Source organism: Stutzerimonas chloritidismutans AW-1 (assembly GCF_000495915.1).
GTDB classification, from domain to species: domain Bacteria; phylum Pseudomonadota; class Gammaproteobacteria; order Pseudomonadales; family Pseudomonadaceae; genus Stutzerimonas; species Stutzerimonas chloritidismutans.
Window position 1 is genome coordinate 112,686 of sequence record NZ_AOFQ01000005.1, and the last position, 12,487, is coordinate 125,172.

12 protein-coding genes are annotated in these 12,487 nt (G+C 63.5%); 1 reads left to right on the forward strand and 11 read right to left on the reverse strand.

The genetic code is table 11. The features are described from left to right. Positions 1 to 445: 445 nt before the first annotated feature. Positions 446 to 880: a LysR substrate-binding domain-containing protein gene (locus tag F753_RS27190; RefSeq protein WP_014819576.1), complete on the forward strand. Its 435-nt coding sequence runs from the start codon at positions 446 to 448 to the stop codon at positions 878 to 880. Between the two features lie 111 nt (positions 881 to 991). On the opposite strand, the gene F753_RS27195 is transcribed toward F753_RS27190, so the two are convergent. From F753_RS27195 to F753_RS49460, 11 genes are all read right to left on the reverse strand, one after another. Then, positions 992 to 1,453, reverse strand: coding sequence for a cytochrome c (locus tag F753_RS27195; protein WP_023443928.1), 462 nt, complete (start codon positions 1,451 to 1,453; stop codon positions 992 to 994). Between the two features lie 60 nt (positions 1,454 to 1,513). Then, a complete protein-coding gene (locus tag F753_RS27200; RefSeq protein ID WP_023443929.1) occupies positions 1,514 to 2,713 on the reverse strand; it encodes a lipid A deacylase LpxR family protein in 1,200 nt (399 codons plus the stop codon). Beyond that, positions 2,710 to 3,576, reverse strand: coding sequence for an LOG family protein (locus F753_RS27205; RefSeq protein ID WP_013721839.1), 867 nt, complete (start codon positions 3,574 to 3,576; stop codon positions 2,710 to 2,712). The genes F753_RS27200 and F753_RS27205 overlap by 4 nt, the downstream gene beginning before the upstream one ends. Then, complete coding sequence (locus tag F753_RS27210) at positions 3,576 to 4,985, reverse strand: MBL fold metallo-hydrolase RNA specificity domain-containing protein (protein ID WP_023443930.1); 1,410 nt, start codon at positions 4,983 to 4,985, stop codon at positions 3,576 to 3,578. Before F753_RS27210 ends, F753_RS27205 begins: the two co-directional genes overlap by 1 nt. Positions 4,986 to 4,992: 7 nt before the next feature. Next, entirely contained in the window at positions 4,993 to 5,196 is a 204-nt protein-coding gene (locus F753_RS27215; RefSeq protein ID WP_023443931.1) for a YgaP family membrane protein, read from the reverse strand. A 20-nt stretch (positions 5,197 to 5,216) separates the two neighbouring features. Further along, the gene (locus F753_RS27220; RefSeq protein WP_023443932.1) at positions 5,217 to 6,755 is read right to left on the reverse strand and encodes an efflux transporter outer membrane subunit; all 1,539 of its coding nucleotides are present in this window, start codon (positions 6,753 to 6,755) and stop codon (positions 5,217 to 5,219) included. After that, positions 6,752 to 7,870, reverse strand: coding sequence for an ABC transporter permease (locus tag F753_RS27225; protein ID WP_010792190.1), 1,119 nt, complete (start codon positions 7,868 to 7,870; stop codon positions 6,752 to 6,754). The genes F753_RS27220 and F753_RS27225 overlap by 4 nt, the downstream gene beginning before the upstream one ends. Positions 7,871 to 7,874: 4 nt before the next feature. Further along, positions 7,875 to 9,044 carry an ABC transporter permease gene (locus tag F753_RS27230; protein WP_010792191.1) on the reverse strand — a complete coding sequence of 390 codons (1,170 nt, stop codon included), beginning with the start codon at positions 9,042 to 9,044 and terminating at the stop codon, positions 7,875 to 7,877. Continuing rightward, complete coding sequence (locus tag F753_RS27235; protein WP_235567730.1) at positions 9,041 to 10,015, reverse strand: ABC transporter ATP-binding protein; 975 nt, start codon at positions 10,013 to 10,015, stop codon at positions 9,041 to 9,043. Before F753_RS27235 ends, F753_RS27230 begins: the two co-directional genes overlap by 4 nt. A 123-nt stretch (positions 10,016 to 10,138) precedes the next feature. Next, positions 10,139 to 11,694 (reverse strand): IS3 family transposase gene (locus tag F753_RS48890; RefSeq protein WP_087149576.1). Its coding sequence is split into 2 segments (ribosomal slippage): positions 10,139 to 11,232 and positions 11,232 to 11,694, totalling 1,557 coding nucleotides; the frame shifts between segments, so codons are not numbered across the junction. A gap of 57 nt (positions 11,695 to 11,751) precedes the next feature. After that, on the reverse strand, positions 11,752 to 12,486 hold the full coding sequence (locus F753_RS49460) for an ABC transporter ATP-binding protein (RefSeq protein WP_023443937.1): 735 nt from the start codon (positions 12,484 to 12,486) through the stop codon (positions 11,752 to 11,754). Between the last annotated feature and the right edge of the window lies 1 nt (position 12,487).

Sequence of the window (12,487 nt, forward strand, 5' to 3'; positions counted from 1 at the left end):
CAGTCCTTATGATCGTAGGGAGCCGCATGCGTGCGGAGAAGAGGCCGGCATGTCTTGCAGCGGCTGCCGTCGCCGGCTCACAGCACGCGGGCAATGGTGTCCGGAGTTATTGCAACGCTGCTTGAACGCGGGCGGCGGTCATGGCGGATGGCTAGCTAGAGCACTCGCGCCAGCGCGCCTCGGCTATCTTCTGTGGCCGCAGCGACCCGAGGAAGACAGTCGCGGCGTCTTACGTCACTCCCCGAGGGCGAGCGATTTGGTCTGTCGACACGGGCGGCGGCGCAGCGTCTGAAGTTCGCGCCAGCGGGCATCGCGCCGGATGAACTGTCGATGGGCATGTTCGGCGAATTCGAGATCGCCACCTGTAACCGCGCTGCTGAAGCACTGCGGCCGGAGCAGTCGCAGCAAGCGGCTGACGCGGGCGGACAAGCAATTCCTGCAACATGTGCCGCGCCTCTTCACTGCCTTGCAGCAAGCCCGCGACAGCGTGAGGGGAGCGGCCAACGGCTTTCACGGTCAGCAACGCATTACGCTGTCCGATGGCATCACCCCGTCGCGCTTGCCGACCTTGCTGGCGTTAAGCTGGCAGGAGGAGCCCGACGTCGAGTTGCGCCTGTTCGAGGTGTCACTGTCGCAGCAAATCAAGGGGCTGCATGGCGATCTGTATGACCTAGGGCCCAGTCTGGTGAAGTGGGTGACGACATCGTGGCTAAGGCGCTTTGGAGCGCCCCCCCTCATGGTCGCGGCGCCGGCATGGCATCCGCTGCTCAAGCACAAACGTATCTCACTGGACGAGGTGCTGCGTTATCCGCTGGTGCTGGTGACCCACATGCATACGGGAGTCATGAACGTCAGATCCAACGAGTGCTGCCGCGGGTGAAGCAGGAACCCGTGATCGCTGCACGGGTGGCTTCCTGGGAACCTGAAACGCGTCGAGGTATATTGATTGGACAGAAGCTAGTCTTCCGTCAACAGGTGTAGCCATCCCTTGCTAGCGGCTTCCATAGAACTTTTCCACGAACGAGCGACGGTAACTCTGGTGGCAGGCTAGGCAGCTTTGCTGGGTCTTGGAGAAAGCCGCGATGACTGCTTGGCCGTCATTCCGCTGTGCAGCCTCGCCCATGGCGGTCGCGGCGTCATGGACCTGTCCATCAAGACCCCGAAACTTTCCAGCGTCTGCCCCAAGCCAAGCAAGGATGCGCATCTTTTCCGACATGGGCGGCTCGGCATGCTTGGCGATTCGTGGTGCTAGCTCGGCGACCAGCGGCCAGTCTTCTTTGGAGATCGCGCCCGTGACGGCTTGCATGTCGCGACCGAGTCTTTCCATTATGGTACGAAGCGCCATTGGCTTTGCCGCCTCTACGGACTGCGCACCGAGTGCCGTGGCGAAGGTTGCCAAGAGCACGGACAGCGGGACGGTGAAAAACGATCTGGGTTTCAAGGGCTGGTTCACGAATTTCTCCATTGATGTTGTGACGAATGCTTTGGGTCTAACGATTGGTTGCAGGTGTCCTCAAAATTCCAGACTCAGCGCGATCGATCCGAATGCGTGATGGCCCGCCTGCTGGTCGAACTCGCGGGTTCTCCAAACGCGCATCACGGCGAGCCGTACGCCACGTCCAGCAACGATCCATTGGCTACTGATGCCGAGAGCTGCTTGCGCGATCCAAGGCCGCCGGCTGACGTGATGGCTATGCCGGAACATGTTTCCGTCGAGTGAGAAGTCCCAGGCGACGGCTTTACCCTCCAGATTCAGGAAGACATGTGCCCCAGGTTTGGGCGCCAGGACCGACTGCGGCGTTGTCGTGCGCAGATCGGCAACACCAGAGGGCGGGCGGTTCTCTGCGCCAGGGCGGATCGGATAGCTGCCGAAGTCGTTCGGTATATTCCAGCCCGCGCGAAACTCCACGCCGGTACTGGCGGCGGTTTCGATGTTTCCGACCCGCAGGGCATAGCTGCCGATCACGTCGCTGCCCCATCCAGGGCGGACCGCACCCTCCATGTACGGCTTGAACTTGCGGTCCATGGCCATCTGAAACGCCGGCTCGTTGCGCAACTGGTTGTCCCAGCCGCGAAATCGCTCAATGCCGCGTGCCCGATGCACCAGATCCTGAGATTGCTCGGCCAGCGACCAGGGGCCGATCACGCCCAGGGTCAGCTCACGCACGTCAAGCATTTCGTAGCTGGCGGCTTGTGGGTGGATGCGGCGATTCCACGCCAAACCCAGGTAGAGCAAACCAGCGTACGGTCGGTCATCTGGAATCACGTCGGTGCGCGTCTTGTTCTCGGGCGTGTACATGGACTGGCCAAAGCGCACGACGAGGTTTTGCGACGATGTCTGGGCGCCGGAATCGCGCCAGAACCCGGGATCAGCCCAGCCGATGAAGCGGGCGTACAAACCAATCGGCTGAGGCAGGCACTCCGGACGGAGCCCGCCTTGCAGATCACGTGAGACTGCTGTTAGCGCGACACCGTTGGTGTAGTTGCGATCGGAGCCGGTGAACAAATCGTTCTCCAGACGCAGGGTGCCGCCCCGCCAGCGCAGGGATTGCTCTGGCGAGCAGGAGGGAGGATTTGCAGAGAGTGAGACTTCGGAACCAAAAGCAGAAATCGGGCTGAACAATGCACCCGCAATCAACAAGATGACGCACTGCATCGGCTGCCGCACCTTGGTGCCGCGCAGGCTCCAGCGATACCCGCCGATGCCAATCATGTTGCCCCATCGCCTGCCGCCCTGTTGACGTAAAAGCGTTCGAGGGCACTGACGATTTCCTCCGCATCGTCTACGCAGGTGAACAAGTCGAGATCGGATGAAGAGACATAGCCTTCGTCGAGCAGAAGATCGAAATCAACTACGCGACGCCAGAATGCACGGCCGACCAGCACCACCGGAACACGCTGCATCTTTCTGGTCTGGATCAAGGTGAGCACCTCGAACAGCTCATCGAGCGTTCCATAGCCACCGGGGAAGGCCACCAAGCCCTTGGCGTGCAACAAGAAGTGCATCTTGCGCAGCGCGAAATAGTGGAATCGGAACGCCAAATCCGGGCACATGTAGGGGTTGGGTGCCTGTTCGTGGGGCAGCGTGATGTTGAGGCCAATCGAACGTGCGCCGACCTCGAAAGCACCGCGGTTGGCGGCCTCCATGATGCCGGGCCCACCCCCGGTGACGACGACGAAATCACGGCGGTTTTGCTGCTGGAAACGCGCCGAAATAAGGCCCGAGAAACGCCTCGCTTGCTCGTAGTGACGTGCCTGTTCGACCCGGCGATTGGCCCGCGCAAGCTCTTGCCGCAGCCCGACATCCTCCGGAGTGACGAGCGCCTGACGCTCCAGAACGCCAAGACGGGCTTCTGCCGTCTCGGCATCGCTCACGCGTGCGCTGCCGAAGACCACTACCGTCGAGCGAATGCCTTGCTCGTGCAGGATGCGCTCGGGCTTGAGCAGTTCGAGCTGTAGTCGCAGCGGCCGCAGTTCGTCCTGGCCAAGCAGCTCGATGTCTTCGTACGCAAGCCGGTACGTTGGCGACTCGCGGATGGCGCGCAGGCGTTCATCGAGATCTTCTGCGGGCTTCATCACTCGTGCGCCAGAAAGTCCGGCCAGCGCAGCGCATGGCCATACTCGGGCACCGTGACCTGCCAGCCGAGTTGCTGCTGCAAGAGGTCAGCGAAGGTTTGCGCGGCCGACGATTCCCCATGCACCACGAAGGTTTGCGCCGGTGCTTGAATGAAAGCACGGGCCCAATCCAGCAGCGCCTTCTGGTCGGCATGCGCCGAGAGGCCGTCCACGCTGTGGATCGCCGCACGTACCGGGATGTCCTCGCCGAAGATGCGTACACGTTCGGCCCCCTCGATCAGGCGCCGGCCAAGCGTCCCCTGCGCCTGGAAACCGGGAAACAAGATGCTGCATTCGCGGCGTGGCAAGTTGTGGCGCAGGTGGTGCCGGATACGTCCCGCATCGCACATGCCGCTGGCAGAAATAATGATGGCCCCGGAGCGAATCCGGTTCAGCGCCATGGACTCCTCAGCGCTCGCTGTGAAATCCAGGTACGGGAGGTTCTCGCCGCGCGCGTGCCATCCGGCCAACCGCTTCGCCTGTTCGTCGAACAATTCGAGATGTTCACGCGTGATGCGTGTGGCCTCGGTGGCCATCGGCGAATCGACAAACACCATTGGACGCTGCAGACGCCCTTCGCAGGTGAGACGATGTAGGTGGTAGAGCACCTCCTGGGTTCGGCCGACCGCAAAGGCCGGAACGATGACATTGCCGCCGCGCTCGAACAGGGTTTTCTCGACGATGCCGATCATGTCCGCTTCGGTCGCCGAAAAATCCTTGTGCCGGCGGTCACCGTAGGTGGACTCGATGACGAGGATGTCGGCTTCCTCAATGGGTGTCGGGTCGCGCAGGATGGGGCGTCCCGGCTGACCCAGATCGCCGCTGAACACGATCTTCGTGGGGTAACCGTACTCGGTAATCCACACTTCCAGGATGGCCGAACCAAGGATGTGTCCGGCATCACGAAAGCGGGCGCGCACCCCGACGCGGGGTGCGAACTCCCGGTCGTATTCGATACCTCGTACTTGCTGCAGGCATTCGTGTGCATCCTGCAGGGTATACAGGGGTGGCGGCACGGTCTTTTCTTTGAGCCGCTTGGCAACCCGCTTGGCATCGATTTCCTGGATGTGAGCGCTATCGGGCAGCATCACCCCGAGCAGATCAACCGTCGCTGGCGTGGCGTAGATGGACCCCTTGAACCCGGCGCGCGTGAGTTTGGGCAATAGCCCGCTGTGGTCGATGTGGGCGTGGGTTAGCAGGACGAAGTCAATGGACGCCGGGTCGAACGCGAACGGCTCGTGGTTGCGTGCTGCTGCTATACGCCCACCTTGAACCATGCCGCAATCGACCAGGAAGCGGACATTAGCCGCTTCGACCAGAAAGCACGATCCGGTGACTTCTCGGGCTGCGCCCAAAAAACTGAGTTTCATAGGGCGTTCACTCGGGTTTTCGCATCGGGCAAGTGCTGAGGCCGAGCAGGCGATAGCCAGGACAGCGGCCTGCCAGGCCGGTGAGGAGTGGCATGATTCCAATGAGCCCCAGCCAACGCCAGGATGAGTCCAGCCACAATGGGAGACTGAGCATAATCAGTCCGATGACGATGCGCACAATGCGGTCGAGATTTCCAACGTTGATTTGCATGACGGTCTCCTTGTGTTGAATCAGCGGCTTGAAAACGCGACGGGGGCGGCAGCGCCCCGCAGCGGATGGGTTGCGGTCGATGCCGTCGTGGATACGTCCCAGCCACCACCAAGGGCCTTGTACAGCGCCACCAGTTGCACGGCGGCGTTGGTATGCGCGCGTGCGGCTGCGGTTTCTGCCTCGTGCAGACTGCGCTGGGCAGCCAGCAGTTCGACCAGCGCAATGTCGCCCGCCGCGTAGCGCGCCTTGGCGTGGCCGTAGCTGGTGCGCGCGGCATCCAGTGCCATACCGCGGCGCTCCAGTGTGTCCAGCCCGCCGTGGTAGTCGCCAAGCGCGCGCTCGGCATCGCCCAGCGCCGCCAGCACGGCCTGCTCATAGGCCAGCGCGGCCTGTCGCTCGGCCGCCTCGCGTGCCCGAATTTCGGCTCGCACACGGCCACCGTCGAACAGGCGCCAGGAAATCAGCGGCAGGATGGAAAAACGCGAGCTGGATGCATCGAACCAATCGCCCGTACTGAGCGCTTGGAACCCGCCGCCGACACCGATGGAGAGTTTGGGGAACAACTCGGCCGTGGCCACGCCGATGTCGGCGGAACTCGCTGCCAGGTGACGCTCCGCAGCCAGCACGTCCGGGCGCCGGCGCAGCATCTCTGCGCGCTCGCCCACCGGCAGCGCCCGCAGCGTGCTCGGCGTCAAGGGGCCATCCAGCAGTGCCAGCTCCCGCTCCGGCGGCGCGCCCAGCAGCACGCCCAGGCTGAGTATCGCGGCGCGCTGACGCGCCTGGATATCCGGGATGAGCGCGTTGACTGCTGTCCATTGGGCGTACGCCGCCTCCACGTCGGCGGCCGACGCGTCGCCCAGCGCATGCCGCAGGCGCACCAATTCCAAGGTCTGCTGCAGCGTATCCAGTGTGGCCTGTTGTGCGTGCAACTGGTAGCGGGCGCCGACGGCGGTGAACCAGGTGCGCGCGACCTCGGCCACGATGCGCATGCGTATGCCCTGCGCCTCGGCTTCGGTCGCCTGCAGGCGGGCGCTGGCGCCTTCCAGCGCCCGCCGCTTGGCCCCGAACAAGTCGGCCTCCCAGGCCGCGTCGAAGCCCGCGTCGTAGATGGTCTGCGTGGCGTCAAGGCCGGGGATCGAACCTACGGGCAGGGGTCCGTTCTCGCTTTGACGGCGCCGGTTGACGCTCGCGCCAGCGGCGGCGGTGGGCAATGCCTCGCCGGCCACACGATCGCGCAGGGCGCGTGCCTCATCGATGCGTGCCGCAGCGTGGCGCAGATCCAGGTTCTGTGCCAGCGCCGTGGCCATCAGGCGATCGAGGATGGGATCGTCCAGTGCAGACCACCATTGGCTCAAGTCTGCGGACTGGGATTCGCTTGCCAACGGCAAGCTCCAGCCGCTGCCGACGTCGACCGGCGGCGGCTCGCGGTAGTCGGGGCCCACGCTTGCGCAGGCAGTCAGCAGCACGCAGGACAGGGCCAGCACGAGCGGACGCGCGCGCCCAGGGGTCAGGCCGGTGACGGTTGCGCGAAGAAAGGGAGTGCGGGGCTTGGATTTCATTGCAGGCGTCCTCGGACGAATACGGTGGCCATGGTCAGCGTGGCGAGGGCGATGACCGCCAGCGGCCACAGGCTGGCGAGAATGTCACCGGGCGGCATGGCCTTGAGAAAGCTGCCTTCGACGATGATGAGGAAATGGGTCAGTGGGATGGCCTGAGCCAGCCATTGCAGGACGACAGGCATGTTTTCCACAGGCGTCGCAAAGCCGGACATCAGCACCGCCGGCACGCCGATGGCGAACGCTCCCAGGATGGCCTGCTGCTGCGTCATGCTGACCGCGGAAATCATCAGACCGATGCCGACCACCGAGGCGATGAACAGCACCAGGCTGGCAAGCAGGAGTGCAAACGAGCCCGTAAACGGGATGCCGAACAGGAAGACGCCCGCGCTGATCATGAACAGGCCCAGCCCGGTGCCAATTGCGAGTGCCGGCAGCGACTTGGAGATGATGATCTCGGGCGTCGAGGTGGGCGACACCAGCAACTGGTCGAAGGTGCCCAGCTCGCGCTCGCGCGCGATCGACAACGAGGTGATCAAGAGCGAGCTGAACAGCGCCAGGATGCCCGTCAGGCCGGGCACGATGAACCAGCGGTAGACCAGATTCGGGTTGAACCAGTGGCGCACGACCACGGGCGTTGGTGCCTGGGCGTCGGGCACGACCTCGGCGCCGACATCGGCGGCGATGGTGGACAGATAGGCCACGGTGATCTGCCCGGAGTTGCTGCGCCGGCCATCGACCAGTACCTGCGCGCGGCCACTTTCGCCGGCGGCGATGGAGCGCGAGAAATCCACCGGGATGGCGAGCGCGGCGATCACCTCGCCACGGTCGATCAGCTCGTGGAGCTGCTGTTGGCTGTCGACATGCCGGACGTGGGTGATGAAGCGGGCGCTGTCCAGGCGCTGTACCAACTCGTGCGACCAGCGCCCCGCATCCTGATCGTAGACGGCGATATCGACGTTGCGCACTTCCAGCGTCGCGGCAAAGGCGAACACCAGCAACTGCAGGATCGGCGGCACGAACACCACCATGCGGCTGCGCGGGTCGCGCAGGACGCTGAGCACTTCCTTGATGAACTGGGCGCGCAGGCGGGTGAACGAGAATGCGGAAGTCAACATCGCGTCACTCCAGGTTCTTGCGCGTGGCGCGCTTGGCGATCACGAAGAACAGCCCCCCGATCGCCGCCATGGCCGCCAGGTTGGGCAGGAACACGGCCCAGATGTCGCCGGCCAGGAACACCGTCTTCAGCGAATCGACGAAGTAGCGCGCCGGAACCACCAAGGTGATGGCGCGGATCGGTGCCGGCATGGCGTCGATCTCGTACAGAAAGCCCGACAACATGAAGGCCGGCAGGAAGCCCGTGAACAGCGCGATCTGCGCTGCCAGGAACTGGTTGCGTGCCAAGGAGGAAATCAGCAGACCCTGACCCAGCGCCGGCACCATGAACACCGCCGACAGCAGCAGCAGCGCCGCCAGCGAGCCCCGCATCGGGACCCCGAACACGAACACCGCCAGCGCCGCCGCACCCAGCGTGGACAGCATGCCGAGCACGAAGTACGGCAGCAGCTTGCCGATCAGGATTTCGGCCACCGAGGCCGGCGTGGACAGCACCGCCTCCATGGTGCCGCGCTCCCATTCACGCGCCACCACCAGTGCAGTCAGCATGGTGCCGATGATGGTCATGACGATGGCGATGGCACCGGGAATCAGTGCGCGGCGGCTTTCCAGCTCGGGGTTGAACCAGTAGCGCGGTTCCAGCATGACGGCCTGCGCTGGTGCTCCGACGTCCAGTCCGGCACGCCAGGACTGGACCACGCCGCGGGCGTAGTTCTCGACGTAGTTGGCGGTATTGGGGTAGGAGCCGTCGGTGACGATCTGCACCAGCGGCTCGCTGCCACGCTGGGCCAGCCGCTGCTCGAAATCCTGCGGGATCACCACGTAGCCGCGCAGGTCGCCTGAGACCAGCTGGTCGGCCACTTCGCGCCGGTCATGGGCGAAGTGGGCATCCAGGAACTTTGTGCCGGCAAAGGCCGCCGCAAGCTCCTGCGCTGCAGCGCCGGGCGACTCCAGCACCACGCCGACGCGGACATCCTTCGCATCCAGCGACACCGCATAGGCGAACAGCAGCAGCAACACCACCGGCAGCACGAACGCGATCAGCAGCGTCGAGGGGTCGCGCAGCGCCTGGTAGCTTTCCTTGGTGACCAGGGCGATCAAGCGCCGCAGATCAAAATGGCGCAGGTCGGTCTGCTGTGGTCCATTCCCGTCCTTGTGCTTTGTGGTGCCGTTCATGTGGCGGCCTCCAGCTCGCGGTCCGCCGACTCCACCAGGTGAATGAAGGCGTCCTCCATCGTCGGGTCGGGTCGTTCGGGGCTGACCGCCGAACGTTTGAGCGCGTCGGGCGTATCCAGCGCAATCAGTTGCGCACGCGAGAGCATGGCCACGCGGTCGCAGTATTCGGCCTCGTCCATGAAGTGGGTGGTGACCATGATGGTCACGCCCTTGCGGGCCAGTCCGTTGATGTGGGTCCAGAATTCGCGCCGGGTGATCGGGTCCACGCCCGAAGTGGGTTCATCTAGGAACAGCACGGGCGGCCGGTGCATCAGCGAACAAGCCAATGCCAGGCGCTGCTTGTGGCCCAGCGGCAGGGAATCGGGCGTGGCGGACAGCCAGTCGCCCAGATCGAAGGTTTCGATCATCTCGGCAATGCGCTCGCGCCGGGTGTTGCCTTCCAGTCCGTAGACGCCGGCCGAGAATTCCAGGTTCTGCTGCACCGAGAGCAGGCCGTAGAGCGAAAACTTCTGCGCCATGTAGCCGAGCCGGCTCTTGGCTGCGCCGGTGGCGCGGCGCAGATCATGGCCCACCACATGCGCTTCGCCAGCAGTGGGTTTCAACAGGCCGCACAACATCTTGAAGGTGGTGGACTTGCCGGCGCCGTTAGGGCCGAGCAGGCCGAAGATTTCGCCCTTTTGCACCTCGAAGCTGACGTTGTCGGTGGCGGTGAACTCGCCGAAGCGCTTGGTGAGGTTTCGGCACGACACGGCAATGTCGGAACCCAGCTCAACCGGCGGCAGACGCTCGGCCAGCGTCGAAGTGCCGCCGGGGCCGCCACCGAGCAGATCGATGAAGGCGTCTTCGAAGCGCGCGGGCACCTGCGCCAGCTCCACTCGCGCCTGATCGGACAGGGCCTGGAGCTGCTCCGCTTGAGCGCCCTCGCGCAACACCACGCGCACGCCGGCGCCCTGGATCACGCCATCGCTCACGCTGGGCAGGTCGAGTGCCTGGGTCAGGACCGCTCGGCGCTCGGCACCGACGTCTTCCAGACGGAAACTGCGGCCTTCGAGCTGCCGGCATTTGTCAAGGTAGTTGTCGCGTCAACCGTCTAACTATGCCGCCATTTTCTCGTTCTGTTGCTCTCGATCCGGGTTCAACAACACGGTGCCGATCGGTTCCCAGTTACGCGTCCGGCCTGACCACCGCTCCGGTTTGTTTTCCTTGGCTCGTTCGTACAACTCATGTCGCCGGGCCAAGACCTGATGGTCCAGCCCTCGATGCCGCTCAGCCGGTGTGACGAACCGGATGCGGCTATGTCGGTGCTCGTTGTTGTACCACCGCATAAAATTCCTCACCCAAGCCCGAGCAGCATCCAGACTGGCAAAACCATCCAGCGGCCATTGCGGGCAGTATTTCAGCGTTCTAAACAGCGACTCCGAGTAGGGATTGTCGTTGCTCACACGCGGTCGGCCCCGCGAAGGCGTGATGCCCAGGTCGTACATCTTGCTCAGCAGCGTCACCGATTTCATCGGCGCTCCGTTGTCCGAGTGCAGCACCAGCGGTTCGTGTAAACACTGCTCACCGATCACGCTGCGTTGCAGCAGCGCGGCGGCTTTTTCACCGCTTTCCGCGTCGTAGACCTCCCAGCCCACGGCCTTGCGGCTGTAAATATCCTCGATCAGATAGAGGTAGTAATACTTTCCGCGTATCGGCGAGGGCAGATACGTGATGTCCCACGACCACACCTGATTGGGCGCTTTGGCCGCATGCGTTGTCGGTGCTGCGTGCCTTCTGGGCCGCTGGCTGCGGCCTCGATGTTGTTGTTGGCCTGCCGCACGTAGAACGCGATAAAACGTCGCCTCCGACGCCACATAACGCCCTTGATCGGCCAGCCGCGGCACGATCTGGCTCGGCGGCAAGTGGGCGTACTCCGGGCTGTTACACAGCGTCACAATGGTCTGACGCTCGACTTCGCTCAGTGCATTTCGCGGTGTTGGCCGTGTGACAATCGTTCGGGCATCGGCCTGGATAACCTCTGTTTCAGTCCAACGTTGCAAAGTCCGCAGCGATAGACCGATTTCCTGGCACGCCCTGATTTTTCTGGCTCCTGCCGCCACCGCGCTACCCAGCCAGGCAACGATTAACTGGCGCTCTGGCAAAGATGTTAGTTGTCCTCGTTGTCGTTCGTCCCCCAGTAGTCGTTGAGCTTTTTTCGCAGCACCAACAACGCGGCTGTTTCAGCGAGCGCCTTGTCTTTGCGGCGCAGTTCGCGCTCAAGTTCCTGGATGCGTTTCTTGTCCTTGCGAGATTGCTCGCGATCTTCTTTTTGCTGAGCCTTTGTCGATTTCTGGCCGGTGATAAAAGCTTGTCGCCAAGCCGTGATTTGTTCGGGGTAAAGACCTTTGCGGCGGCAATACTCGCCGAGGTCGATCTCGGACAAACCGGCGGCTTCAAGCACGACAGCAAACTTGGTTTCGGCTGACCAGTTCTCGGTCAACGGCTTGTTTTCGGACACTGCATTTCCTTCAGAACTGAGCTGCTTGCGCCAGTTGGACAAAGACATTTCGCTGACCCCTTCGCGCCGGGAAACCTCGGCCATCGACAGGTTCAGCGGGGGAAGCAGCATTTTAAGTAATGCGGCTCTGCGTTCAGGTGAATAGTACGGCACGACCAGTCTCTTTCCGCCCCCGATATGCTTTTTTAGGAAAAATCGGAGAGGCGACAACTATCCTGACACCGGGGGCTGCGCGGTCAGCTCCTGCGGCGGGCCATCGAACAGGAGCTGCCCTTGGTTCAGCAGCAGCACGCTCTCGCAGCGCTCGGCTTCGTCGAGATAGGCGGTGGACCAGACCACGGCCATGCCTTCATCGGTCAGCGCCTGCACCATGCGCCACAAGTCCTGGCGGCTGACCGGGTCGACACCCACGCCCGGCTCGTCCAGCAGCAGCACCTTCGGCCGCGCCATGAGCGCACAGGCAAGGCCCAGCTTCTGCTTCATGCCGCCGGAGAGCTTGCCGGCCAGGCGTTTGGTGAAGGGTCCGAGCCGCGTGAAGTCCAGCAGCTCGGCAAACAGATCGGCGTTGCGGTCCGCATCCATGCCGCGCAACTGCGCATACAGGCGCATGTTCTCCATCACCGACAGGTCTTCGTACAGGCCAAAGCGTTGCGGCATGTAGCCACTGGCGACATGAATGGCGTCGTTGTCCTTGACCACGTCATAGCCTGCCAAGGTGACGTGGCCGGCGTTCGGCACCAGGAGGCCGGTCAGAATCCGCATCAGCGTCGTCTTGCCGGCGCCGTCGGGGCCGACCAGACCCGTCAGCCGTCCATAGTGGATGCGCGCGCTCAAGCCCCGCAGCGCCTTTACGTCGCCGAAATGCTTGTCCACGTCTTCGATGACGATGGCAGCGTCTTCGCCCGCACCCGCAGGCACGGCGGCGATAGCAGGGCTTGCCTGCATT

What these genes read in the sequence shown, in the direction of transcription:
- F753_RS27200 (WP_023443929.1), bottom strand. Translation starts at nt 2,713, where the DNA reads ATGATTGGCATCGGCGGGTATCGCTGGAGCCTGCGCGGCACCAAGGTG.
- F753_RS27205 (WP_013721839.1), bottom strand. Translation starts at nt 3,576, where the DNA reads ATGAAGCCCGCAGAAGATCTCGATGAACGCCTGCGCGCCATCCGCGAG.
- F753_RS27210 (WP_023443930.1), bottom strand. Translation starts at nt 4,985, where the DNA reads ATGAAACTCAGTTTTTTGGGCGCAGCCCGAGAAGTCACCGGATCGTGC.
- F753_RS27215 (WP_023443931.1), bottom strand. Translation starts at nt 5,196, where the DNA reads ATGCAAATCAACGTTGGAAATCTCGACCGCATTGTGCGCATCGTCATC.
- F753_RS27220 (WP_023443932.1), bottom strand. Translation starts at nt 6,755, where the DNA reads ATGAAATCCAAGCCCCGCACTCCCTTTCTTCGCGCAACCGTCACCGGC.
- F753_RS27225 (WP_010792190.1), bottom strand. Translation starts at nt 7,870, where the DNA reads ATGTTGACTTCCGCATTCTCGTTCACCCGCCTGCGCGCCCAGTTCATC.
- F753_RS27230 (WP_010792191.1), bottom strand. Translation starts at nt 9,044, where the DNA reads ATGAACGGCACCACAAAGCACAAGGACGGGAATGGACCACAGCAGACC.
- F753_RS49460 (WP_023443937.1), bottom strand. Translation starts at nt 12,486, where the DNA reads ATGCAGGCAAGCCCTGCTATCGCCGCCGTGCCTGCGGGTGCGGGCGAA.